The 25048-nt window shown below is 61.2% G+C and carries 21 protein-coding genes; 6 read left to right on the forward strand and 15 right to left on the reverse strand.

The window, feature by feature from the left end:
• Positions 1-97 precede the first annotated feature (97 nt).
• Complete coding sequence (locus KHO31_RS00350; RefSeq protein WP_201081973.1) at positions 98-1093, forward strand: alpha/beta fold hydrolase; 996 nt, start codon at positions 98-100, stop codon at positions 1091-1093.
• Positions 1094-1144: 51 nt separating this feature from the next.
• Here the strand turns inward: KHO31_RS00350 and KHO31_RS00355 are convergent, their stop codons facing one another.
• Complete coding sequence (locus KHO31_RS00355; protein ID WP_211622458.1) at positions 1145-1828, reverse strand: hypothetical protein; 684 nt, start codon at positions 1826-1828, stop codon at positions 1145-1147.
• A complete protein-coding gene (locus tag KHO31_RS00360; RefSeq protein WP_201081977.1) occupies positions 1825-3231 on the reverse strand; it encodes a selenium-binding protein SBP56-related protein in 1407 nt (468 codons plus the stop codon). Before KHO31_RS00360 ends, KHO31_RS00355 begins: the two co-directional genes overlap by 4 nt.
• A 680-nt stretch (positions 3232-3911) precedes the next feature.
• On the opposite strand from KHO31_RS00360, the gene KHO31_RS00365 reads away from it, so the two are divergent.
• Positions 3912-5315 carry a methyl-accepting chemotaxis protein gene (locus KHO31_RS00365; RefSeq protein ID WP_201086556.1) on the forward strand — a complete coding sequence of 468 codons (1404 nt, stop codon included), beginning with the start codon at positions 3912-3914 and terminating at the stop codon, positions 5313-5315.
• Between the two features lie 698 nt (positions 5316-6013).
• On the opposite strand, the gene KHO31_RS00370 is transcribed toward KHO31_RS00365, so the two are convergent.
• The 4 genes from KHO31_RS00370 to KHO31_RS00385 all read right to left on the reverse strand — a co-directional run bounded on the left by KHO31_RS00370 (position 6014) and on the right by KHO31_RS00385 (position 10117).
• Positions 6014-6832, reverse strand: a complete 819-nt coding sequence (locus KHO31_RS00370) for an ABC transporter permease subunit (RefSeq protein ID WP_201081981.1) — start codon at positions 6830-6832, stop codon at positions 6014-6016.
• Complete coding sequence (locus KHO31_RS00375) at positions 6832-7761, reverse strand: ABC transporter permease subunit (RefSeq protein ID WP_201081983.1); 930 nt, start codon at positions 7759-7761, stop codon at positions 6832-6834. Before KHO31_RS00375 ends, KHO31_RS00370 begins: the two co-directional genes overlap by 1 nt.
• Positions 7758-8924, reverse strand: a complete 1167-nt coding sequence (locus KHO31_RS00380; protein WP_201081985.1) for an ABC transporter ATP-binding protein — start codon at positions 8922-8924, stop codon at positions 7758-7760. Before KHO31_RS00380 ends, KHO31_RS00375 begins: the two co-directional genes overlap by 4 nt.
• A 92-nt stretch (positions 8925-9016) precedes the next feature.
• Positions 9017-10117 (reverse strand): polyamine ABC transporter substrate-binding protein, encoded by a 1101-nt coding sequence (locus tag KHO31_RS00385; protein WP_201081987.1) that lies wholly within the window; start codon positions 10115-10117, stop codon positions 9017-9019.
• Between the two features lie 667 nt (positions 10118-10784).
• On the opposite strand from KHO31_RS00385, the gene KHO31_RS00390 reads away from it, so the two are divergent.
• Positions 10785-10988 (forward strand): DUF1289 domain-containing protein, encoded by a 204-nt coding sequence (locus KHO31_RS00390; protein WP_028199276.1) that lies wholly within the window; start codon positions 10785-10787, stop codon positions 10986-10988.
• Positions 10989-11124: 136 nt separating this feature from the next.
• Here KHO31_RS00390 and KHO31_RS00395 read toward each other — a convergent pair whose 3' ends face one another.
• The 4 genes from KHO31_RS00395 to KHO31_RS00410 all read right to left on the reverse strand — a co-directional run bounded on the left by KHO31_RS00395 (position 11125) and on the right by KHO31_RS00410 (position 15979).
• Positions 11125-11757 carry an OmpW/AlkL family protein gene (locus tag KHO31_RS00395; RefSeq protein ID WP_407945918.1) on the reverse strand — a complete coding sequence of 211 codons (633 nt, stop codon included), beginning with the start codon at positions 11755-11757 and terminating at the stop codon, positions 11125-11127.
• Positions 11758-11851: 94 nt separating this feature from the next.
• Positions 11852-13042, reverse strand: coding sequence for an NAD(P)H-dependent flavin oxidoreductase (locus KHO31_RS00400; protein ID WP_201081991.1), 1191 nt, complete (start codon positions 13040-13042; stop codon positions 11852-11854).
• Positions 13043-13272: 230 nt separating this feature from the next.
• Entirely contained in the window at positions 13273-14865 is a 1593-nt protein-coding gene (locus tag KHO31_RS00405; RefSeq protein ID WP_201081993.1) for an ABC-F family ATPase, read from the reverse strand.
• Positions 14866-15022: 157 nt separating this feature from the next.
• Positions 15023-15979 carry an NAD(P)-dependent oxidoreductase gene (locus KHO31_RS00410; protein ID WP_211622460.1) on the reverse strand — a complete coding sequence of 319 codons (957 nt, stop codon included), beginning with the start codon at positions 15977-15979 and terminating at the stop codon, positions 15023-15025.
• A 178-nt stretch (positions 15980-16157) separates the two neighbouring features.
• On the opposite strand from KHO31_RS00410, the gene KHO31_RS00415 reads away from it, so the two are divergent.
• On the forward strand, positions 16158-16364 hold the full coding sequence (locus tag KHO31_RS00415; RefSeq protein ID WP_074283352.1) for a dodecin: 207 nt from the start codon (positions 16158-16160) through the stop codon (positions 16362-16364).
• Between the two features lie 130 nt (positions 16365-16494).
• Here the strand turns inward: KHO31_RS00415 and KHO31_RS00420 are convergent, their stop codons facing one another.
• The 4 genes from KHO31_RS00420 to KHO31_RS00435 all read right to left on the reverse strand — a co-directional run bounded on the left by KHO31_RS00420 (position 16495) and on the right by KHO31_RS00435 (position 21400).
• Positions 16495-17589, reverse strand: coding sequence for a BMP family ABC transporter substrate-binding protein (locus KHO31_RS00420; RefSeq protein ID WP_201085142.1), 1095 nt, complete (start codon positions 17587-17589; stop codon positions 16495-16497).
• 67 nt (positions 17590-17656) lie between these two features.
• Positions 17657-18586 (reverse strand): ABC transporter permease, encoded by a 930-nt coding sequence (locus KHO31_RS00425; protein ID WP_201073029.1) that lies wholly within the window; start codon positions 18584-18586, stop codon positions 17657-17659.
• Between the two features lie 38 nt (positions 18587-18624).
• On the reverse strand, positions 18625-19722 hold the full coding sequence (locus KHO31_RS00430; RefSeq protein WP_201073030.1) for an ABC transporter permease: 1098 nt from the start codon (positions 19720-19722) through the stop codon (positions 18625-18627).
• Between the two features lie 76 nt (positions 19723-19798).
• Positions 19799-21400: an ABC transporter ATP-binding protein gene (locus KHO31_RS00435; RefSeq protein ID WP_201073031.1), complete on the reverse strand. Its 1602-nt coding sequence runs from the start codon at positions 21398-21400 to the stop codon at positions 19799-19801.
• Between the two features lie 251 nt (positions 21401-21651).
• Between KHO31_RS00435 and KHO31_RS00440 the strand changes: the two genes are divergently transcribed.
• Positions 21652-22584, forward strand: a complete 933-nt coding sequence (locus KHO31_RS00440; protein WP_012433318.1) for a LysR substrate-binding domain-containing protein — start codon at positions 21652-21654, stop codon at positions 22582-22584.
• 82 nt (positions 22585-22666) lie between these two features.
• Here the strand turns inward: KHO31_RS00440 and KHO31_RS00445 are convergent, their stop codons facing one another.
• Positions 22667-24055 carry an 8-oxoguanine deaminase gene (locus KHO31_RS00445; protein WP_201073033.1) on the reverse strand — a complete coding sequence of 463 codons (1389 nt, stop codon included), beginning with the start codon at positions 24053-24055 and terminating at the stop codon, positions 22667-22669.
• 527 nt (positions 24056-24582) lie between these two features.
• Here KHO31_RS00445 and uraH point away from each other — a divergent pair.
• Positions 24583-24936, forward strand: a complete 354-nt coding sequence (gene uraH, locus KHO31_RS00450; protein ID WP_074283346.1) for a hydroxyisourate hydrolase — start codon at positions 24583-24585, stop codon at positions 24934-24936.
• Positions 24937-25048: the final 112 nt, after the last annotated feature.

Below are 25048 nucleotides of genomic sequence, written 5' to 3' on the forward strand. Positions count from 1 at the left end.
CAGCGGCTGAGGGGACGCTCGCGATGCGCACGTTGACGCGGATGCCAGGACGCAGAGGCAGAGACGATCTAACTCGAACTAAAGGGAGACAACAATCATGGCAAGCATCGAATCCGCGACGTCCGCATCGACAGCGCAACTGCCGCCCCGCTCGGTCGCCGCGCGCCTCGGCATCACCAGCGTGCCGCGCGCCGAATTGCAGCGGCGCTACACACAAAGCGGTTCGAAGTTCGTCAAGATCATGGGTGCCGACGTGCATTACGTCGATGAAGGCAGCGGCGACACGATCGTGATGATTCACGGTTTCGCGTCTTCGCTGCATACGTGGAATCGCGTTGCCGATGAACTCAAACGCGAGCATCGTGTGATCCGTCTCGATCTTCCGCCATTCGGCGTGACCGGCCCGCTGCGCTCGAGCGCCGGCGAAATCGAAACGATGAACCTGCCGACCTACCGGCGTTTCATCGACACCTTCATGCAGGCGCTCGGCATCTCGCGCGCGACACTGATCGGCAACTCACTCGGCGGCCTGATTTCGTGGGACTACGCGGTGCGCCATCGCGACGCCGTCGAACGCCTGGTATTGATCGACTCGGCCGGTTTTCCGATGAAGCTGCCGATTTACATCGGCCTCTTCAATAGCGCGCTGGTGCGAGTCAGTTCGCCGTGGTGGCTGCCTGAAGTCATTATCAAGAGCGCCGTGCGCAACGTATATGGCGATCCGCGCAAGCTCGATGCGGTGACACTGCGGCGTTACATCGAATTCTTCCACGGCGAAGGCACGCGCGCGGCGATCGGCAAGATGGTGCCGACGCTCGACTTCAAGGACGTCGACACCGATGTGCTGAAGACGCTGAAGGTGCCGTCGCTGGTGCTGTGGGGAGCGAAAGATCGCTGGATTCCGACTGCGCACGCGGCCGAATTTGCGAGCCGTATTCCAGGTGCGAAATCGGTGATGTACCCGGGACTCGGTCACATCCCGATGGAAGAGGCGCCCGAGCGCGTCATGACCGATCTGCGCGCGTTTCTCGGTACAAGCACGAGCACCGCGGCCGCGCCATTAACGGCAGGCACGGCGAGCGTCTCCCGCTGATTTATACCGACCCGGCTCGCGATGCCGTGCGGCACCACAAGCCAACGGCTATCACCCCTCGCCGCCCGGTACCGCGGTATTGAGCGCCAATGCGAGCGTGCCCACCAGGATAAGGCTCGATGCCCAGACTGCGTCCAGATTGAACCAGCTCCGTGACACGAACTTCAGTCCCAGGTAGCGGTAGACCAACCAGGCCAGGAGCCCACCGACCATGATCATGGCGGTGGCATGGACGCCGGAGACAAGCAGCGCCATGCCCAGATTGGCGTCGATCAGGGCCCGCGCGGCTTGATGCCCTTGATCCGAGTCGTAGGACCGGCAAAGGCCGAGGTAGATCGGTACCAGCATCAGTCCTGCGCCGTGCGCGATGGCAACGGCGAAGGACCAGAGCGCGAGCCGCGACGGTGGGATCCGCGCGAGTACGCGCGGATGGCGCCGCCGGATCAGAAGGAAGACACCAAAGCCGATGACCAGCACACTCGCGCCAATCTGGATCTCGCGCTGCCAGGCGAGCAGCGTCGCAAGCATGGCGAAGGGCACCATCACGACGAACATTGCCAGCACGTGCCCTGCTGCGAGATATAAGAGCGTGCAGAACAGCGCCCGCGCACGTCGGTCCATCAGCCCGCTCGAAACGGCGAGCGGCCATCCCATTGCCGGGTTGAGCCCGTGATAGAGACCGCTCGCCGCGACGGCTAACCAAAGGCCGGTCTGCGACCAGCCGCCCTCTATCAAATCCCCACCGACGGGTAGCAGAACGAATCGGTCGAGCAGTCGCCACCTTCAAGCCGGATCTGGTGGGCCCGGTATCCGTCGGGAAAGGCTACCCAGTAGTCGTCAGCCAGTGTAAGGCCGCCGGCGGGTTCAGCCCGAGCCATGACCTGTGCCGCTGGCACACCGTCCGGGTAGAACTGGTTGTCCCACGTCGAGTAGAGCGAGTTGGTCCAGTAGACCCGCTTTCCGTCGCGGCTGATCTCGACCATCTGCGGACCACCCGCAAAGGCTTTACCGTTTGGATGGGGCGTACGCCGTACGATTCCGCCGATGTGGACCGATCCCGTGAGCTTTGGTTTCCGGGGTTCCGTCACGTCGTACTGACGCATCTCGCCGGTTCCCCAACAGGCGACATACAGGAATTTGTCGTCGATGGAGAGATCGATATCGGTGACGAGCGGCGGCACCGCGCCGAATCCCTGAAGCAACGGCGGAAGCAGTTCTGCGGCTGCAGGCTCCGGCGGAATGGTCGCGGTCTTCTCGATGTGAAACTTCCCCCCTTCCCGCCACCAGGTCCAGATCGACCCTTCAAGGTTCGTCGTGTCGACCACGACGCCGATGAAACCGTATTCCCTACTCGGATCGTGCGCAGGCCGTACTTCGAGCGCCATCTGGTGGTTGGCGCCGAGATCGATCGTCTGCACGTTGCGCCGTGCCCGCAGATCCCAGAAGTGGATTCGGTGCCCATACTTGTTCGACAGAAGATCTTCGGGGACGATCCCGTTCTCGAATTGCGGCGGCAACGCCCACTCGCTCGACACCATGTAGTCGCGCGGCAGGTTCCACCAGAAATCGTAGTGTTTCTCCTGCAGCCCGCGATCGATTTCCCAGCGGCCGAGGACATCGAAAGTCTCGCAGTCCATGATGAAGATGCCGGGGGGGCCGTCGGTGCCATCCTTCCCGCCGCCACCGAGCGTGCTGACGTAGATTCCTTCAGGCCCGCAGTGGACGGTGTGGGGACGCGAGTAGCCTGTCTTGCGGAAGATTTCCTCAGGTTCGATGATCTTGTGGATGCGCGCCTGGGTCGGATGTGGCTTGGTGTCTACGATGTAGATGCGCGAGGAGCGCATCCCCGGAATGATCAGATAGCGCCTTTCCAGGAAGGCGTGGCCGGTCAGCGGCGACAGTGACGACGAGCAGGCATTCCATCCGAAGTGGTGAAATTCGTCCCCCTTGTTAGGCACCGGTACTGTGTGGACCACCTGGCTGTAAGTCGGCGATCCGGGCTTCACGTCGACCACAGCGAGCGCGTCGGGCTGCGAGAAATCCGGGCTGAGCAGCAACGTGTAGGCGAAGTCTTCCGCTGGCGCATCCATCGCGAGTTTCGGCGACGCGTGGAACGTAGGATCTGGGCGCATTCCCATGACGAGGCTCTCCTTGGTTATGGGGCTCGGAGCGCAAGACATCCGAGGGTTCACAAACCTTATCGGGCACTGTTTTCAGATGAGGAATTCTCGTCAGTCTGTCAACGTTGCAAGTAAAGGCGTGCCGTTCGCGGCGCGCCCGGAGACCGAAGAGAGTGCAATTCAGTCAAGATTATGCGCCTCTCCGAAGAGACCCTGCACGAGAGTGGCGACAGGTCGATATTGGCCGCCTGCTTCGGCCGACTCGCCTCCAAAGCTTCAGGGGCAAGCAGCCATTCATTGAGCAAGGTTCACGGCGATGTTCAGCCGCCGCCGAGCAAACGCAGCAGGCTCCAAAGGAATTTGCAGAGCATCACGATCAGCTCCCACAGGTGAAAGAGTTGCTGCCAGCCTGAAACGCGCGCGAAGGAGTCGATCATGGTCCGCTGGTGAGAGGGAGGGCTGCGAGAAATGGCCGGCACAGCCACTTGCGGGGCCGAGCCTGTCTCGGGGCTGGCGTCGCACACGTGCCGCGCACTGGGCTGTGTCTGCGCCCTGCCGAATCCCACATCATAACGACCACGGGATACCCCGTATCAAGTTGACTGAAAGTCTGCCGTAAACGCATCGAGAAGACGCGGCATCCGCACTGGGTGACCGCGCCAATTGACTGCGCCAACTGCGCCATCAAGGAGACGAGCATGACGCGTTTCAGCTTTCGCCGCAGCGGCCGTTCGCAAACGATCGTCGGCGATATTGCCGCCCAGGCCGGCAAATTGGGAATTGAAATCTGCGACGTATCGGGCCACGTTGAAGAAGTTGCCGCACGCGTGCAGCACCAGGCGCAGGTATGCCGCGCGCTGCGCGAGTCCGCCGCACAGACACTCGCGGGCAATCATCGCATTGCCACTGCCGCGCGCGAAATGCGCAGCGTGTCGACCGAAGCCGCGACCAGCGTGCTGGAATCGCAGCAGACACTGGAAGCGTCGCTGGCCGACATCCACGGGCTGGTCGAAGGCGTGACGGTGATCGAGAGCCAGATCGGCGCGTTGCGCAGCGCGTTGGCGCACGTCAGCCGCGTCTCCGAGGAGATTTCACTGATCGCCCGCCAGACGCACTTGCTGGCGCTGAACGCCGCCATCGAAGCCGCGCGCGCCGGCGACTCCGGCAAGAGTTTCGCGGTGGTGGCCGCCGAGGTGAAGAACCTGTCGGCGAAGACCGCGCAGGCGACGGGCCAGATCGAAACGACGCTGGCGCAACTCACTCAACAGACCGAGCAGTTGATCACCGAGGGTTCGGTGAACACGGCGCGCGCACACCGGGTACGCGAAGGCACGCGAAAGATCGGCGACGTCGTGCATGCGACGGGCGATGCGATTACGCAGCTCAACGACGAGGCTGGGCAGATCGCCGCGTTGACCGGCGAGATCGAAGCACAATGCAACGGGCTCGAGGCGCAGGTGCTGGAGATGGCGAGCGGCGTTGAAGATTCGAGCGAGAACTTCGTCCAGGCGAAGGACCGGCTGGGAAATCTGCTCAGCGTGTCCGAGACGTTGATCGAGTTGACGACCGCCACGGGGGTCGAGACTGCGGATACGCGGTTTATTGATGCGGTGCAGCAGGCCGCGGCTGCGGTGAGCAAGGTATTCGAAGCGGCGGTTGCTCGAGGCGAAGTGTCGATTGAGGATCTGTTCGATCAACGTTATATGCCCGTTGCGGGAAGCAATCCGGCTCAGTTCGTTACCCGGTTTACTGCTTTTACTGATCGGGTTTTGCCTGCTATTCAGGAGCCGTTACTCGGGCTTGATCCACGCGTGGCGTTTTGTGCTGCGGTCGATGTGCGCGGGTATCTGCCTACTCACAATCTGAAGTTTTCTTTGCCGCAGCGCGAGGATGTGGTGTGGAACATGGCTAATTGCCGGAATCGGCGGATGTTCGATGACCGTACCGGGGTTGCGGCGGCTTCGCATGTTAAGAAATTTTTGCTGCAGACGTATCGGCGCGATATGGGCGGTGGGCAGTTTGTTTTGATGAAGGATGCGTCGGCGCCTGTGTTTGTTGCCGGGCGGCATTGGGGTGGGGTTCGGATTGGGTATAAGGTTTGATGGTTTTTTTGCCTGCGCGGCGCTTGCTGTCTGCATGCCTATGGCGTTGGCCTTTCCTTGAATTCTTAGTGGTCTATTAGTGTTGCCCCTGTGCGGGGCGGGCACCTACTTTTCTTTGCATGCCGCAAAGAAAAGTAGGCAAAAGAAAGCGGCTCAAACCGCCAGCTCATAAGCGGGTCCCCTGGCTCGGAGGGGGTAGTGGTGCATCTGGAATCCGTGCCCTCGCACATTCAGCCCTGGCGACAAGGCAGTCATACTTCCGGCGGCGCTACGCGCGCCGACGGGCACTTCACAAAACCCGCTGCTACGTTTTCGCACTCGCGCTTTGCCCACGAGTTCAGGGATATTTCGGCGAGGCAAGGCCCATCGCTCCCGCCGCGCGTAACCGAAGCCCCGGGTTTCCCACGCTGACCCATCCGCGACGCACGCAGTGCGGAGTGGGCGCTGATGAATCCTTTGTCACTTACGCCAAATGTGCGAGGGCACCGATTCCAGATGCACCACTACCCTAACTGCGCGGGGGACCCGCTTAAAAATTGGCGGTGTGAGCTGCTTTCTCTTGCCTACTTCTCTTTGCAGCAGCAAAGAGAAGTAGGTGCCGCCCCGCACAGGGGCAACGCTAATAAACCACTAACAAAACAAGGAAAGGCCAACACCGCAGGCATACAGCCAAACAAAGCGCCACGCAAGAACAAACCCTATACCGCCATCACAGCCCTCTTCCTCTCCGCCCGCTGCATAAAATAATTAGCAGCAACAACCCCAACGGTAACAACAGCAATAAACAACGTAGCCAGCGCATTCATCTCCGGATTCAACCCAAGCCGCACACGAGAGAAAACAACCAGCGGCAACGTAGTCGACCCAGGCCCGGACAGAAACGCCGACAACACCAGATCGTCGATAGACAAAGTGAACGACAACAGCCACCCAGAAACAAGAGCCTGCGAAATCAACGGCAACGTAATGAAGAAAAACACCCTAAGCGGCGTAGCCCCAAGATCAAGCGCGGCTTCCTCAAGAGACGGATGCAACTCCTTCACACGTGACTGCACGATGATGGCCACATAAGAAATACACAGCATCACGTGCCCGATCCAGATCGTGAAAATGCCACGCCCAGCGGGCCACCCCAACCACTTGGCCATTTCGATGAACAACAGCAGCAACGAGATCCCCTGAATCACCTCGGGAATCACCAACGGCGCATTGATCATCCCCGTATAAAGCGTAAATCCACGAAACCGCCCCATCCGGGCCAAAACAAACCCAGCCCATGTGCCAATGATCACCGACGCGAAAGCCGTCAGCAACGCCACGCGCAACGACAACCACGCAGCCGCGATCAACTCGTCGTCCTGCAGCAATGCCGCGTACCAGCGCGTAGAAAACCGCGTCCAAACCGTGACCAGTTGCGATTCGTTGAACGAATACACAATCAGACTCACGATCGGAATGTAGAGAAACAGAAACCCAATCCCCAAGGCAATAAACTGCAAAATCCGGTTCGGCTTCATCAGCGTCGTTCCTCCATCGCCTTCGCCTGCGCGTACTGGAAAAACGCCATCGGCACCAATAACAACAACACCATCGCGCACGTCACGGCAGACGCCATCGGCCAATCGGCATTGTCGAAAAACTCATTCCACATCACACGGCCAATCATCAGCGTGTTCGCGCCACCCAGCAGTTCCGGAATCACGTACTCGCCTACCGCCGGAATGAACACCAGCAAACAACCGGCAATGATGCCGTTCTTCGAGAGCGGCAAGGTGATCTGCCAGAACGCCCGCCACGGCTTCGCGCCGAGATCATAGGCGGCTTCCAGCAACGTCATGTCCATCTTCACCAGATGTGCATACAGCGGCATGACGAGGAACGGCAGGTATGAATACACCATGCCGATATAAACCGCGGTGTTCGTGTGATACAACTCGATCGGTGTGTGGATCAGTCCCACGGACATCAGAAAGTTGTTCAGCAAGCCATTGTTCTTCAGGATGCCGATCCATGCGTACACGCGAATCAGAAACGACGTCCAGAACGGCAGCATCACAGCCATCATCAGCAGATTGCGGCTCGCCGGATTCGATCGCGCAATGTAGTACGCCATCGGATAGCCAATCAGCAAACACAGCAACGTCGATACCGCCGCGACCACCACCGAATTCACATAGGTCGCGAAATACAGGCTGTCGGTGAGCAGAAACGCATAGTGCGACAGGTCCAGAGCAACGTGAACCACACCATCCGTGTACGTGGTGAGTTCCGTATACGGCGGAATGCCGAGCTGCAAATCGGCAAAGCTGATCTTCACGACCAGCAGGAACGGCACGAGGAAAAACAGCAGCAGCCAGATGAACGGCCCGGCCACCACCGCGGTGCGGCCGGTCAGATTGAAACGGCGCACCGGCCACGATGCCAGAGAATTGATCGTGCGCTTCATGACGTCAGCACCACACCGGCCGACGCGCTCCAGCGCACATAAACTTCGTCGCCCCAGGTGGGCGGGTCGATTTCCGTCAGCGCGAGGCTGGTCACGTTGGCGATTACCGTTTTGCCGGCGTCGAGTTTCACGTGATACAGCGAATAGCCGCCCATGTAAGCGACATTCGTGACAACGCCCTTGCCCCAGTTGTATGCGCCTTCAGGCGGCTTGCGCGTGAGCGCGATGCGCTCGGGCCGCACCGAGATCGTCACAGGCATGCCGAGCGGCCCGGTAATGCCGTGGCTCACGTAGAGACGCACCGGCAGGTCGGGGGTTTCGATGAACACGTGATCGGGTTCGTCTTCAACGACGTTGCCGTCGAACAGATTGGTCGAGCCGATGAACTCGGCCGAAAAACGGCAATTCGGATATTCGTACACTTCGTGCGGCGTGCCGAGCTGGATGATCTCGCCTTCACTCATCACGGCAAGACGGTCCGCCATCGTCATCGCCTCTTCCTGATCGTGCGTCACCATCATGCAGGTCACGCCGACCTTGTCGAGAATGTTGACCAGTTCGATCTGCGTACGCTGACGGATCTGTTTGTCGAGCGCGGACATCGGCTCGTCGAGCAACAGGAGCTTCGGTCGCTTGACCAGCGAGCGCGCGAGCGCCACGCGCTGCTGCTGACCGCCGGAGAGCTGATGCGGCTTGCGCTTCGCAAAACGGCCCATCTGCACGAGATCGAGCGCGGTCTGCACGCGGTCTTTCAGTTCGGATTTCGGCACGCTTTCCTGCTTCAGTCCGAAGGCAACGTTGGCCTCGACGGTCATGTGCGGAAACAGCGCATACGACTGGAACATCATGTTGACCGGCCGGCGATAAGGCGGCAATTGCGCGAGGTCTTCGCCGTCGATCAGGATCTTGCCCGACGTGATCGATTCAAGGCCGGCCAGCATGCGCAACAAGGTCGATTTGCCACAGCCGGAACTGCCGAGCAGCGCAAACAGCTCGCCCTTTTTTACCGACAGGTTGACCTCTTTGACCGCTACGGTCTCGCCGAACTTTTTCACGATATCGACGATCTGGACGAAGTTCTCTGCTGCGTCGCCCGCTTCGGCGTTCAGACTCGGGAACGGCGCGGCGGCCCCCGCTAGCGCGCTCGACTGGTCACTACTCATCACAATGCTTTACTCCGGCGTTTGACGAACAAAGCCCCCGGTGGACACCGAGGGCTTCATGATGATACTTACCCGTTCACTCTAACGGCGAATCAGCGGCCGGACTTGAATTCAGTCCACAGTCGCGTTTGCAGCCGCTGGATTTCCGGCGGCAGCGGCTTCAACAGGAACAGTGTCTTGATGACTTCAGGCGACGGATACACGGCCGGGTCGTTCGCCACGTCCTTGTCCACATACTTGCGCGCTTCGAGGTTGGCGCTCGGATAGTAGACGGCGTTGGTGATCGCGGCGTGAACCTGCGGCGTTTCGATGTAGTTGATCCACTCGAGCGCGGCTTCCTTGTTCTTCGCGTCTTTCGGAATCGCCATTACGTCGAACCACACCGGGGCACCGCCCTTCGGAATGTAGTACTCGATCTTGTAGGCCTTCTTCGCCTCGATCGCGCGATGCTTGGCGATCACGACGTCACCCGACCAGCCGTACGCGAAGCACACGTCGCCGCCAACCAGATCGTTGATGTAGCCCGACGAGTTGAACTGCGTGATGTACGGACGGATCTTCTTCATCATTTCGAGCGCGGCGCGGTAGTCAGCCGGGTTCGTGCTCATCGGATCCTTGCCGATGTAATGCAGCGCGGCGGCAAACATCTGGTCCGGTGCGTCGAGCACGGACACGCCACAGGCCTTCAGCTTCGAAATGTTTTCCGGCTTGAAGAGCACGTCCCAGTTGTCGAGCGGCACATTCTTGCCGAGGATCTGCTGAGCCTTGGTGACGTTGTAGGCGAGACCGGTCGTGCCGTATGCCCAAGGCACCGTGTACTTGTTGCCCGGATCGGCGCCGGCCACGAGGGCCATCAGCGACGGGTCGAGGTATTTGAGGTTCGGCAGCTTCGACTTGTCGAGCGGCGCGAAGATGCCGGCAGCAATCTGCTTGCCGGCGTAATTGCTGGTCGGCACGACGATGTCGTAGCCCGAGTTGCCGGTGAGGAGCTTGGCTTGCAGCGTGTCGTCGCTGTCGTAGTTGTCGTATTTGACCTGGACACCAGTCTGTTTGGTGAAGTTCGGAATGGTGTCCTTGGCAATGTAATCGGACCAGTTATACACGTTCAGCTGCGTATCTTTCGCAGCGGCCGCCAACCACGGTGTCGCGCACAAGACCAGCGCTGCCACTTGCCCCACTACCCGTCTTTTCATCCCGTTCTCCGATCCTGACCGGCCCGAGCCGGCCGCCTTCGCCCACGCCGCGGCACACCGCACGCGGCTCCCCTGAAAAACCCGAAAACTACCATTAATTATTGCGCACACCAAAAAAAATGCTGGGCTGTCGCGCAAACGGTACAGCGTAAGCCGTGCCGCTACAAAATGGGCGCAATTTTAGCGGGTTATCGGCGCGTGTCTACCCGTAAAAAACACCAGTGGCAGCCTCGGTGTTATCTCGTTGTCAAGTTACGGCGGTCCCGCCACACCCATGTTCATCTCGGGGTAGCAGCCAGAGGCCACCATTCGCGAATTTTATGCAATACGGCTGACCTCGATGCGAGGTGTAACCACCCGTTGCGCCACGGTTTGCAATAGGGCTGGGAGACCGGCGCGAATCACGCGGACGCGCCTTGACCTCGCTGCGTCGAGTACCGGATCCTTCGCTTGCAAGCGAATGCAGTCTTAATGAAGTTATTCTGTAAGCATTCTCCGAGCATCTCGCCGTTTCGCGCGCTGAGGGGCGGAGTTCGATTTGGGACGAAGGCGGCAGTGGATACGGCCAACCGTGCATGCATCTGTGCCATGGTGAGCGCGACGCCAGGGCGCGATCGCCGCATCGGTTAACATAGCGGAACTCCGCTTCTCTGCTCCAAGGTTTCCGATGGCTTCGAATCTCCATGATCTTCCCGACAGCCCGTGCATCGGCGTCTGTTCCACGCTTTTCGACGAGGTCTGCAAAGGCTGCGGCCGCACCGCCACCGAAGTGTCCAACTGGGTGTTCCTGAGCGACGAGGAAAAGCGCGCCGTATGGGTACGCATTGAGCAGGATGGCACTGCGATGCGCTTCAAGAACGACAAGCTGTAGCCACCTCGCGCCGCGGCCGCCTGCATCGGCCTTACTGCCGGGGAACCCGCCTCTCGATCGGGATCGCCATGACGAAAAAACGCCGGAAAAATTCCGGCGTTTTTGCATGACAAGCGCGGCTTCTCAAGCGCGGAACTCAGAACCGCATACCAACGCCCAGACCGACCACCACCGGATCGATATTCAGCCGACCAAGCGACTGACCGCCGAGCGTTGCGTCGGTGTGCATCCAGATCTTCTTGATGTCCGCGTTGACGAACAGCGACTTGGTCACCTGTACGTCCACACCGGCCTGCAATGCGGGGCCGAAGCTGTGGTTGTTGATCGAAATCGGCTGACCGCCGGCGTTCAAGCCGTTGTTATAGAACAACGTGTAGTTCAGACCCGCACCGACGTACGGACGGATACGCCCCGCGTGGTTGAAGTGATATTGCAGCAGCAGCGTGGGCGGCAACACGTTCACGCCGCCGAGATTGCCGAGGCTCGACGTCAGCTGATGACGCGACGTGCCGAGAATCAGCTCGACGCCGAGGTAGTCGCGGATCATGTAAGTCAGATCCAGTTCCGGCACGATGGCGTTGTTGACGCCCACGTTGAGCGCTGACAGCGACTGATTGGTCTCCACGTTCGGCATGATGCTGATTGCGCGCAGACGCACCAGTACGTCACCAGCGTGAATGCCGTTCATCTGGTCATCGCCGGCAGCCTGAGCCTGTGGTGCCAGCGCGCCCGCGCATAGCAGGCACGACGCAACGGCGGCGGCCTTGATTCTGTTCCTGAGCGAGTACTTCATGTGCTTCCCCGAGTGTGTGTTTGCGTGCGGGGATTGTCGAAGGTCCCGCGAGGCTTCACGTTGACCCGTATCAACCCAGCGAGAACGCCCATCGCCCTGCGACAGCGGGTCGCGTCGCGCCGGTCAGCAGCAGTTCGATCAGGTCATGGACGCTGCGAATGGCCGTGCCGAACGGCAAGGCTTCGCGGCCGCGAAAGAACAGACCATTGGCCACGTCGCCGCGCAATGCAGCGGCGAGCCGCGTGTCGATGCAGAAGTGCCCGAATTTCTCGACACCGTCGCGCCAGCCGCAAACACTGAGGCATTCGAGGGCAGTGGGACAGACGTGTTTGAGCGCGCCGATCTTCTCGCGGATTTTCGTTTCGTGGCGCAGATAGCGCATCAGCCACGGCGTTTTCACGGCGCGCGCGGGCAGCCCCGTCACGCTGACAAATTCGACGATGTCCTCGGGCGTCGCCTCGGCCAGCACGCGCTTGAAGTTGGGATGCGCGTCGCCTTCTTCGGTGACGGCGAACGGCGTGCCGAGCTGCACACCGCTGGCACCGGCGGTCAGTAACTCGCGCACTGCTTCGTGACTATTGATGCCGCCCGCGACGATCAAGGGCACGTCCTTGCGACTCACTCCGAGCGACGTGAATACTGCATCGAGTTCCTCAAGTACACGCAGGAAATCAAAGCGCGGGTCGTGCAGGTCGGCGAGGTTGGTCACGCCGAGGTGACCACCTGCATGGGCGGGATGTTCGATCACAACGGCGTCGGGCAAACGGCCCTTTTTCATCCACTTCTTCAGCACCAGTGCGACGCCGCGGCTATCCGACAGGATTGGGATCAGCGCGATGTCGTGACCCTGGGTCATGTCCGGCAAATCGAGCGGCAGGCCCGCGCCCATGACAATCGCATCGGCACCGCTTTCGCAGGCAACGCGCACGTAATCTGCTTGCGCGTTGACTGCCTTCATCACGTTGACGGCGATCATACCGTGGCCGTCGCTGAGTACTTTGGCGGCGTGGATTTCACGGGCCAGCGCGGTGAGGTTCGCCCGTTCGAGCGTGGCCCGATCAGGGCTTTGCCGACAGAGTTCGATCAGATCGTGATGATGATGGCGCAGATCGATGCTGGCGATGGTGCCGAGCGCGCCCTCGCGCGCGACGCTGCCTGCCAGCCGGTGGGCCGAGATACCGACGCCCATGCCGCCTTGCACGATCGGAAGCAGTGAGCGGCCGCGGATAACTAGCGGTGGGAACGAGTGAGAGGTGAGCATTGACGACCCGATGGATAGACTATCGAAACGGTGATAATCGGTCGTCGGGCGCAGCTTACGTTGCTTTGGGTCAATGAGCCTGCTTGCCGGCCTGGTTTTGAGTCTGGTTGGTTGATGCTGGTCACTTCACGGTGAAATTGATGGTTCTTCCCGCAAGACGCTCGCCATGAAAAAAGCCCGCTTCGAAGAAGCGGGCTTTGCTTGACGCGACACCGTGAAGCGAGGAACGCTTACTGCACGCCCTGGCTCGTCAGGAACTCTTCATAGTTGCCGCCGAAGTCATTCAGCGTGCCGTCGGTCTTCACTTCGATGATCCGGTTCGCGAGGCCGCTCACGAACTCACGGTCGTGGGACACGAAAATCAGCGTGCCGTCGAACTTGTCGAGCGCGATTTGCAGCGATTCGATCGACTCCATGTCCATGTGGTTGGTCGGCTCGTCCATCAGCATCACGTTGTGACGGCCCAACATCAGCTTGCCCCAGATCATGCGGCCCTTTTCGCCACCGGACAGCACCTTGACCGATTTGCGGATGTCGTCAGCATTGAACAGCAGACGGCCGAGCGTGCCGCGCACCATCTGCTCGTCGTCGCCTTCCTGGCGGTAGCCGTCGATCCAGTCCATCAGCGTGACGTCGTCCGGAAACTCTTCATACGTATCCTGCGGCATGTAGCCGATGTTCGCGTTTTCAGCCCACTTCACCGTGCCGTGATCGAGCGCAAGCTTGCCCAGCAACGAGCGCAGCAGCGTGGTCTTGCCCGCGCCGTTCTCGCCGATGATCGCGATACGCTCGCCCGGCTGCACGCTAATGCTGAAGTCGTTGAAGATCGTGCGTTCGTACTTCTTCGCGATCTTCTCCGCCACTACGGCGATGTTATGCAGCTTCTTCTCGTACTCGAAGCGGATGAACGGGTTCTGCCGCGACGACGGCTTGAATTCCTCGATCTTGATCTTGTCGATCATCTTCAGACGGCTGGTCGCCTGACGCGCCTTCGACTTGTTCGCTGAGAAGCGGCGCACGAAGTCCTGCAGGTCGGCGACACGTTCCTTGGCCTTGGCGTTGGCGTTCTGCTGACGCTCGCGTGCCTGCGTGCTGGCCAGCATGTAGTCGTCGTAATTGCCCGGATAGACTTTCAGCGTGCCGAAGTCCATGTCGGCCATGTGCGTGCAGACCTGGTTCAAAAAGTGACGATCGTGCGAGATGATGATCATCGTCGAGTTGTACTGGTTGAGCACGTCTTCCAGCCAACGGATCGAGTTGATGTCCAGGTTGTTGGTCGGCTCGTCCAGCAGCAGCACGTCCGGCTTCGAGAACAGCGCCTGCGCGAGCAGCACGCGCAGTTTCCAGCCCGGCGCGACGTTGCTCATCGGGCCGTTGTGGTCTTCGATCGCGATGCCGATGCCGAGCAGCAGCTCGCCCGCGCGCGCTTCGGCGGTGTAGCCGTCGTACTCGGCGAACTTCGCTTCGAGTTCGGCGGCGTGCATGTAGTCGTCGTCAGTCGCGTCGGGGTTCGCGTAGATCGCGTCGCGCTCGGTCATGGCGGCCCACATTTCGGCGTGGCCCATCATCACGACGTCCAGCACGCGCACGTCTTCGTACGCGAACTGGTCCTGGCGCAGCTTGCCCAGGCGCACATTCGGTTCGAGCATCACGTTGCCGGAGCTCGGTTCCAGATCGCTGCCCAAGATCTTCATGAAGGTGGACTTGCCGCAACCGTTCGCACCAATCAGGCCATAGCGGTTCCCTCCCCCGAATTTGACCGAGATGTTCTCGAAGAGGGGCTTTGGCCCGAATTGCATGGTGATATTGGCGGTAGACAGCACGGCGCGTCCTTTGAATGTGATATCGGCGAACAACCCAATATTTTAGCAGGTTATCGCGAATTCAACCCACGCAAGCGCCGTGAACGCGCCTTTTGACGCCGCTTTCACGCTGCGCTCACGGTCGGTTCACGCACCGCTCATGCCTCCTGCGTGCCCACTAGGCGCCGCGCGGCGTCTGCAAAACGTCGATGAAAGCCGACAGATCGGCCTCGCCCAGCCCCATCGCCGCGCCGAGACGCAACAGTTGCTGGACCGTCGACGAAACCGGCATCGGCGTGCCGGTCTCGTACGCCGTCGCGGCAACCGTGTCGATATCCTTCTGGAACGTGCGGAATGCGCCGATCGGCGCGAGGCCGCTTTGCGTCATGCGCGGCACGAAAATCTGCAGCAGGACCGAATCGGCCCACCCGCCGGCGAGGCCTTCCGACAGTTTGGCGGCGTCGATGCCGCTGCGTTGCGCGAGGCTCACCGCCTCGGCGATCGCCGCAAGGGTCGCGGTGACAATGGTCTGATTGCAGAGCTTGGTGGTCTGTCCCGCACCCACGTTGCCCATGTGCGTGACGCGGGCCGAATACGCGCCAAGCAGCGGCGTGACCGCTTCGACGTCCGCCGCGGCGCCGCCCGCCATGATCGCCAGCGTGCCCGCCGTCGCACCCGCTACGCCACCGGATACGGGCGCGTCGATCCAGCCGACGCTTGTGGCGCCGTCGCCCTCAGGCTCTCGCTCACCTTGGCCCTCACCCGCGGCCGCGCTTGCCGCCGCTTCAGCAGCCGTCGCCGCACGCCGCGCGAACGCCCTCGTCGCCGCCGGTGGAATGCTCGAGTGATCGACGATCCAGCGCAGCCGTCGCGTTGCCGTGGCATCCGCACTCAGCAGCCCAACTGCACCGAACACCGTTTCTTCAACCGCCGCCGCATCTGCGAGGCACAGCAACACCACCTCGCACCGCGAGGCCAGCTCGCGCGGCGTATCGACCACCTTGGCGCCGTCCGCCGACAATGCTTCCGCCTTGGCCCGCGTGCGATTCCAGACATGCACGGCATGCCCCGCGCGCAACAGATGCCGGATCATCGGCGCGCCCATCAGACCGGGACCGCAAAAACCAATTTCCACTTTCAAGCCTCGTCAGGTTTCAGATTCAGATTGAGTTGCGCGGACATCATAACGGCCTCGCCTCGCCGCGGCATATCCGGCACGCGATGTGCGAGATGACTCGCTCATACGAGCGACGTCGGCCTCGATCCATTGCCTATACTTTTTTCACACCAACGAAGATCAAAGGAGGAAGTTCATGTCGGAACACGTCTACAAGCAAATCGAACTGACCGGCTCATCGACCAAATCGATCGACGACGCAATCAGCACCGCGATCACAAAAGCGTCGAAGACGCTGCGCAATTTGCACTGGTTCGAGGTAACAGAAACGCGGGGCCAGATCGAAAATGACAAGGTCGCCTACTGGCAGGTAACCATCAAGGTCGGCCTACGCATCGACTAGCGCTTCGCCTGAAACCTGTTCAACGCAAAACCCGAAGCAAAAAAAAGCTGCGTCCGTACTGGACGCAGCTCCTTAAAGCAGCGGTTGCTGAAACCGCCGCCTAGTCGCTCGCGACGACCACAAAAACGGATTACTTCGGCAGTGAGCCGTCCACGCCTTCCACGTACCAGTTGAGGCGTTGCAGTTCCGGATCGGTCAGCGTCTTGCCAGCCGGCACCTTCACCGCGCCGGACTGATCCTTGATCGGGCCCGTGAACACGTCCCACTTGCCGCCTGCCAGTTCATCGCGCTTCGCCGCGACCTGCTTCTGCGCGTCAGCCGAAATCACCGACGAATTCAGGTCTTCAAGATTGACAGCCTTCTGCGGAATGCCCCACCACACCGGATCGTTCTTCCACTTGCCGTCCAGCACCTGCTGAATAGCCGCGTTGTAATACACGCCCCAGTGCGCAACCACCGACCCGAGGTGCGCATCAGGACCAAACTTCTTCATGTCCGAATCCCAACCGAACGCATGCACGTGCTTTTCCGATGCAGTCGCGAGCGTCGCGCTCGAATCGGTGTTTTGCAGCAGCACGTCCGCACCCTGGCCGATCAGCGTTTCAGCGGCCTGCTTTTCCTTGCCCGGATCGAACCAGCTGTTGATCCAGATGACCTTGGTGTGAATCTTCGGATTCACCGAACGCGCGCCGAGCGTGTACGCGTTGATGTTGCGGACCACTTCAGGAATCGGCACCGATGCGACAAAGCCAAGCGTGTTGGTCTTCGTTACATAGCCCGCAGCGACGCCCGCCAGGTACGCGCCTTGATACATCCGTACGTCATAGGTGCCGAAGTTCGGCGCCTTCTTGTAGCCCGTTGCGTGCAGGAACACCGTGTCCGGAAAGTCCTTCGCGACCTTCAGTTCGAAGTCCTGATAGCCGAAGCTCGAACCGATGATGATCTTGTTGCCCTTGTTCGCCAGATCGCGGAACACGCGCTCGGAGTCGGCCGATTCCGGCACGTTTTCGATGCGGGTGATCTTGATCTTGTTGCCGAACTTCGCCTCGACTTCCTTCGAGCCCTGGTCGTGCGCATAGGTCCAGCCAGCATCGCCAGGATTACCGAGGTAGACGAACGCAACGCCCGGTGCGTCGGCCGCTTGCGCGGTTTGCGCGAGCGGCGCGGCAAGCGCCAGCGAGGCCGCGCCCCATGCGAATGCGGTCAGCAGATTTCTTCTCTTCATGTTTTCTCCTGTCGTGTTTATCGATTGATGTGAAACGTGTGGTCGGTCATATGAAGCGACAAGCGTGTCATCCCGCCGAAAAAAACGGCTTGCCGAGCGATGCCGGTGCATTCAGGCGAATCGTGTTCGGGTTGCGCGAAATCAGCACGAGCACGACGACGGTCGCGACATACGGCAGCATCGCGAGGAATTGCGTCGGCACCGGCACGCCGATAGCCTGAGCGTAAAACTGCAGGCCGGTCACGGCGCCAAACAGCAGCGCACCGATCAGCAAACGCCCCGGGCGCCACGTCGCGAACACCACCAGCGCGAGGGCGATCCAGCCGCGACCCGACGTGAGTTGCTCCTGCCACAAGTGCAGGTTGACGATCGAGTAATAACCGCCTGCGAGACCTGCCATGCCGCCGCCGAAGGCCACCGCGCCGTAACGCACGCCGATCACGGGAAAGCCGACCGAGTGCGCCACTTGCGGCGATTCGCCGACCGAGCGCAGCACGAGGCCCGCACGCGTACGATACAAAAACCACCAGATCACCGCGAACATCAGGAACGCGAGATAGTCGAGCGGCGTGAGGCTGAAGAGCGCAGGTCCGAGCACCGGAATCTTCGAGAGACCCGGAATGGTCCACGTGTCGATCGTGGCGCGCACGGCCGCCGACGTGTATGGCTTGCCGACATAAGCCGACAGCCCAATGCCGAAGATCGTCAGCGACAAGCCGGTGGCGACCTGGTTGGCGAGCATGGTCAGCGTGAGGAACGCGAACAGCAGCGACATCGCGAGACCCGCGCCGATCGCGGCGACCACGCCGAGCCACGGGTTGCCTGTGATAGCGGTGACCGCGTAGCCGCTCACGGCGCCCATCAGCATCATGCCTTCGACACCGAGGTTGAGAACGCCTGACTTCTCGGCGACGAGTTCGCCTGCGCCCGCGAACATCAGCGGAATCGCGGCGGTGACGGCGCTCGAGGTGAGCGCGCTGGCTTGTTGAATATCCATGGAGATCCGTCGGGAATATCAGTAGCGAAAGAGTGGACTTAAGCGGCGAGCGAACGGCGGCGCACGCGATAGTTCACGAACAGATCAGCACCCAGCAGGCAGAACAGCAATAACCCCTGGAACACGCCGGAGAGCGCCTGCGGCAATTGCATCGAGGTCTGCACCGCTTCGCCGCCGAGGTACAGCAACGCCATCAGGAGACTCGCGAGCACGATGCCGACCGGATGCAGTCGTCCGACGAACACGACGATGATCGCGGTGAAGCCGTAGCCCGGCGACCATGTCGCCTGCAACTGGCCGATCGGACCGGCAATCTCGCCCATGCCGGCGAGGCCCGCCAGACCGCCGCTGATCAGCAGCGATGTCCAGATGGTCTTCTTGTCTGAAAAGCCGGCGTAGCGCGCGGCGAGCGGCGCGAGACCGCCGACGTTCATCCGGTAGCCCGCAAAGCTCTTGCGCATGAACAGCCACACGCACGGAATCGCGATCAGCGTGACGAACACCGACGCGTTCAGACGCGTGCCGTGCAGCCATTTCCAGTGCCAGTCGCCGGAAAACGTCGGATACAACGCGTCGCCGCTGAACATCTCCGAGAGCGGGAAATTCATGCCCTGCGGATCGCGCCACGGGCCGCTCACCAGATAGATCAGCAACTGCGTGGCCACATACGTGAGCATCAGGCTGACGAGAATCTCGTTGGTGTTGAAGCGGCTTTTCAGCAGTGCCGGGATCGCGGCCCACGCCATGCCGCCGAGCACGCCGGCGATCATCATGGTCGGCAGAATCCACCAGCCGGTGGCCTGATCGAAATAGATCGCGACGCCGCTCGCGGCAATGCCGCCGAGCAGCATCTGCCCTTCAGCGCCGATGTTCCAGACGTTGGCGCGGTAACCGATCGCGAGACCGAGTCCGATCAGGCATAACGGCGAAGCCTTCAGCAGCAGTTCGGACCAGCCGTTCACGCTGGAGAGCGGTTCGATAAAAAACGCGTGCATGGCTTCGAGCGGATCACGGCCAACCAGGCTGAAGATCAGGAAGCCGATGGCGAGCGTGAGCAACGCGGCGATCAGCGGCACGGCAATTTGCATCGTACGCGAGGGCGTCGTGCGTGCTTCGAGTCGATACGGAAGAATCATGGGAGCGTGTGCTTATGTGAGTGCTTATGTCTGGTTCTGGTGCTAACGTCGATTAGCTGTCCGATCAGGCATCTGATCAGGCATGCGCCTGCTGTTCCGCCGACGGCGCCGCGCCCTCGCGGTCGCCGAACAGGCCCGCCATCCAGCGGCCGATTTCCTCGGCGTTAGTCGCCCCCGTGGCACGCACCGGCGAGAGTCTGCCGCCGGCAAGCACGGCGACGCGATCGCAGATGTCGAACAACTCCTCCAGCTCTTCGGAGATCACCAGAATCGCCACGCCGCGTGCGGACAGGTCGAGCAACTGCTGACGAATGAAAGCCGCCGCGCCGACGTCGACACCCCAGGTCGGCTGCGCGACCACCAACACCTTGGGCGCCTGCAAAATCTCGCGGCCCATGATGTATTTCTGCAGATTGCCGCCGGAAAGACTTTGCGCCAGCGCTTCCGAGCCGCCACAGCGGACGTCGAAGGCTTCGATGCAGCGTTTGGCGAAGGCGCGCATCGCGCCCGCCTTGATCCAGCCGGAGTTCACCATCTGCTGACGATGCGCCGTGAGCAGCGCGTTTTCCGACAGCGACATCGCCGGCACCGCGCCGCGGCCCAGACGCTCTTCCGGCACAAACCCGAAACCGAGCGCGCGCCGACCGCCCGCCCCCAGCCGCCCTGCCGCCTTGCCACAGATCGTGACCGCATCGGCACGCGCGCCGCGCTTTTCACCCGAGAGTGCCGACAGCAATTCGGCTTGCCCGTTGCCCGACACCCCCGCGATGCCGAAGATCTCGCCGGCATGCACGCCGAACGACACGTTATTGAGCGAGGTGCCGAACGGATCGTCGCTTTCCACTGACAACTGCTTCACATCGAGCAGCACGGCGCCCGGCGTGTGCTCACGGCGCGTGTAATCGGGCAGCGAATGGCCGACCATCAACTGCGCGAGCGAGGCATGCGTCTCTTCTTTCGGCGTCACGTGACCGGTCACGCGGCCGCCACGCATCACCGTCGCGGTGTCGCAGAGCTCCTGGATTTCGTCGAGCTTGTGACTGATGTAGAGGATGCTGCAACCTTCTGCCGCGAGACGCCGCAGCGTCGCGAAGAGCTTGCGAACCGCTTGCGGCGTGAGCACCGAAGTCGGTTCGTCCATGATGAGCAGACGCGGATTCTGGAGCAGGCAGCGCACAATTTCGACGCGTTGCCGCTCGCCCACCGTCAGGCTATGCACGTGACGTTGCGGGTCGATGTCGAGGCCGTAGGCGGCGGAGACTTCGCGGATACGCTTCGAAAGCGTCTTCAGATCGAAAGGTTCGTCGAGCGCGAGCGCGATGTTTTCGCCGACCGTGAGCGTCTCGAATAGCGAAAAATGCTGGAACACCATGCCGATGCCGAGCTTGCGCGCGGCCGCCGGGTTGGCGATCTCGACCGGCTGGCCTTCCCAGCGGATCTCACCGGCGTCCGGTCGTACCGCGCCGTAGATGATCTTCATCAGCGTGCTTTTGCCGGCGCCGTTTTCGCCGAGCACGGCATGGATTTCACCCGGCGCGACGATCAACGTGACGTCGTCGTTGGCACGTACGGCCGGATATTGTTTGGTGATGCCATGAAGCATCAACCGGGGCGCCGTCTGTTCCGGCCTGCTTGCCGGCTGCGCGGCGGCGCCGTCGCTATAAGAAGAGTCGCTCATGTGATTCCGTAGTACGTCAGAGACTGCCGGTTACGGCGCGTCCGCCTGCCCTGTCAGCAGGCGATCCGTCACCACAACCGGATGACAATACCTAATTCAACTCGGTCAGTCGAGCCGTCAAAATTCCCCGCAAACCCCCGCCGCAGCGTGCTCTGCGGGTATCCCACTCTTGACGTGGCCTTGAGTTCATATTAAAAGTCATATACACCCACGCCCGTTCGATCAGCCAGAACATATATTTCGGAGAAGTCATGAGTCAGCAACGCGAGGCGATCGATACGTATCTATTACGCGTCTTGCATACCCTGTTGATGGAACGCAGCGTCACGCGCGCGGCCGTCAAACTGAATCAATCGCAACCCGCTATCAGCGCGGCGCTGCGCCGTTTGCGCGACATCACCGGCGACCCGCTGCTGGTGCGCGGCAAATCCGGCATGGTGCCGACCGAGTACGGCCTGCGCCTGCTCGAGCCGGTGCAAAACGCATTGCGCGAGATCGAACGCATCAAGTTCCAGCAGCACAACTTCGATCCGGCGACCTCGATCCGTTGCTACCGGATCGGCTGCCCGGACTACCTGAACGTGCTGTTCGTGCCGACGGTGGTGGAACGCTTTCGTCAGGCCGCGCCGAACGCGACGCTTGAATTTCACTCGCTCGGACCGGCATTCGACTATGAACTCGCGCTCGAGGACGGCAAGCTCGACATCGTGGTCGGCAACTGGCCGGAACCGCCGGAGCAATTGCACCTGTCGAACCTGTTCGTCGATCAGATCGTCTGCCTGATGAGCAATGCGCATCCGTTCGCCAAACGCGGCGGGTTGACGCTCGACCAGTACCTGAATGCTCCGCATCTTGCGCCTACTCCTTACTCGGTGGGCCAACGCGGCGCGATTGACGTGCATCTCGCGCGCGAGCGGTTAAAGCGTCACGTGGTCGTCACGTTGCCGTACTTCAATCTGGCGCCTTACGTGCTGATCAAGTCCGATCTGATCTTCACGACAACGCGCCTCTTTGCTGACTACTACGCCAAGTTCCTGCCGCTGACCGTGGTACCCGCCCCGCTCGATTTCCCGCCGATGCAGTACTACCAGTTGTGGCACGAGCGCGTGCATTACTCTGACGAAGTACGCTGGCTGCGCAGTCTGGTTGCCGAGGCGACCAAGACGTTGATCGATAAGCCATAATTCGTTGCTCTGCGGTCTATCGGCATCCCGCCTTCGTGGATGCCGGTAGACCTGCTTCTTCTATTGCGCCCTTACTCCGGGCTCAGACTGCCGCTTCGTACAGCGTCTTCGCCAACCGGTTGTGCTGCTCGATGACCGGTCCGAGTTCCAGCGTCGTCAACTGACCATTCTTCACCACCACCTTGCCGCCGATCACGCTATGGCTCACCTGCGACGGCGCGCAGAACACCAGGGCCGCGACCGGATCGTGCAACGCGCCCGCAAACAGCGGCTGACGCAGATCGAAGGACACGAAATCCGCGGCCATGCCCGGCGCCAACGCGCCGATGTCGTCGCGATTCAGCACCTTCGCGCCGCCTAGCGTCGCAATCTCCAGCGCTTCACGCGCGGTCATCGCGTCCGGGCCGAAGCCGACACGCTGCAGCAGCAGCGCCTGACGCACTTCGGCGACCATTTGCGCACCGTCGTTCGACGCCGAACCATCGACGCCCAGGCCCACCGGCACCCCCGCAAGGCGCATCCGCTTGACCGGCGCAATACCCGACGCCAGCCGCATGTTCGAACACGGACAATGTGCGACGCCCGTACCCGTGCGGGCGAACAGTTCGATGCCCGCGTCGTCGAGTTGCACACAGTGCGCATGCCACACGTCGTGACCTACCCAGCCCAGGTCCTCCGCGTACTCCGCTGGCGTCATGCCGAATTTCTCACGGCTATACGCGATGTCGTTGACGTTCTCCGCCAGGTGCGTGTGCATCGAGACACCGTAGTGGCGCGCCATCACCGCCGATTCGCGCATCAGGTCGCGGCTCACCGAGAACGGTGAGCACGGGGCCACCACCACACGCAACATCGCGTAACGCCCTTCGTCGTTGTACGTCTCGATCAGCCGCTGCGTGTCCTTCAGGATGTCCGCTTCGCGCTCGACCACCGAATCCGGCGGCAAACCACCGTCCTTCTGCCCCACGCTCATGCTGCCGCGCGCTGCGTGAAAACGCATGCCGATCCGCTTCGCCGCGACGATGCTGTCGTCGAGGCGGCTGCCGTTCGGGTAGATATACAAGTGGTCGCTCGAGGTCGTACAACCGGACAGCAATAGCTCAGCCATCGCCGTCAACGTCGAGACTTCGATCATCTCCGGTGTGAGGTTCGCCCACACCTTATAGAGGTTGGTCAGCCAGCCGAACAGCTCGGCGTTCTGCGCGGCCGGAATCGCGCGCGTCAGGCTCTGATACATATGGTGGTGAGTGTTCACCAGCCCTGGAATCACCAGGTGGCCGCGCATGTCCAACACTTCGTCGGCCGTTTGCGGCAATTCCGCCGTCGGTCCGACCGCGACGATGCGGTTGTCCTCGATATACATGCCGCCGTCGCGCAGTTCGCGCCGGGCGCCGTCCATCGTGACCAGCACGTCCGCGTGCTTCACCAACATCGTCTTTTTCGGCTTGATAGCCGCCTGCTCCATCGTCATTCGTTTCTCCGCTTTATTGCTTCCGTGCAAAGCCGTTCGAACGCGATGTGACGGCACGCAAACCGTGCCGCCGCGTCCCGTCGAACGCCGTTGGCCCGGTTACCCAGCGTGCTTCCGCCGTCTTCGGGGTGTGCCGCGCTTCGCTACTGTTTGCTGCGGCGCACAGGTGTAACCTTCGACGGCCAAAATAATGCTGACAACTCGCGCCAGTGCGATACCCAACCTCACGCTGCCGATATAGTGGGCCCATTTTGGCGCCGGTACGATCCGCGTGTACGATTAAATGCACGGCAATAGTCGACGAATCGGCACGATACGGCTTTCAACAGGCTGTCTGTCATGCGCCAGGTATTATCTTTCCTATCTCGCGCGCGCTGAAGGGAACATCCTTTTTACAATGGCTGCCACGGCGCTCGCTTCAATTCGCCGACGGGTATGTAGCCACTGACGTGGAGCCTCGATCCGCCGCAACGTATTCTGGATCGGGCCGCCGCCGAAACCTCGCATCCACATAAGGAAAATTGCGAATGGGAAAGCTCACTACCCATGTGCTCGACACCGCGAACGGCCGTCCTGGCGCGGGCATCAAGGTCGAACTCTTTGCGCTCTCCGGCGACACTCGCCGCGCGCTTAAAACCACCACCACCAATGACGACGGCCGCTGCGACCAGCCGCTGCTCGAAGGCGACGCATTGGTCCCGGGCGAATACGAACTTGTGTTCGGCGCCGGCGACTACTTCGCCTCGATCGGCACGAAGGTGCCGGAGCCGCGGTTTGTCGATCGCGTCGTGTTGCGCTTCGGCGTGGCCGATGCCGGCGCGCACTATCACGTGCCGCTGCTGGTGTCGCCGTGGTCGTACAGCACTTATCGAGGCAGTTAAGTGGGCAACTGAGCTCACAGAGCGTTTTTCGATAGGCGTTGGAGGAGGACGAGGTTGAAGTCGCGTTGTATTTCCGAGCGCGCCCGATTGCACTGTGCGGATCCTTGGAGAC

This window comes from Paraburkholderia domus (assembly GCF_905220705.1).
Classification (GTDB): domain Bacteria; phylum Pseudomonadota; class Gammaproteobacteria; order Burkholderiales; family Burkholderiaceae; genus Paraburkholderia; species Paraburkholderia domus.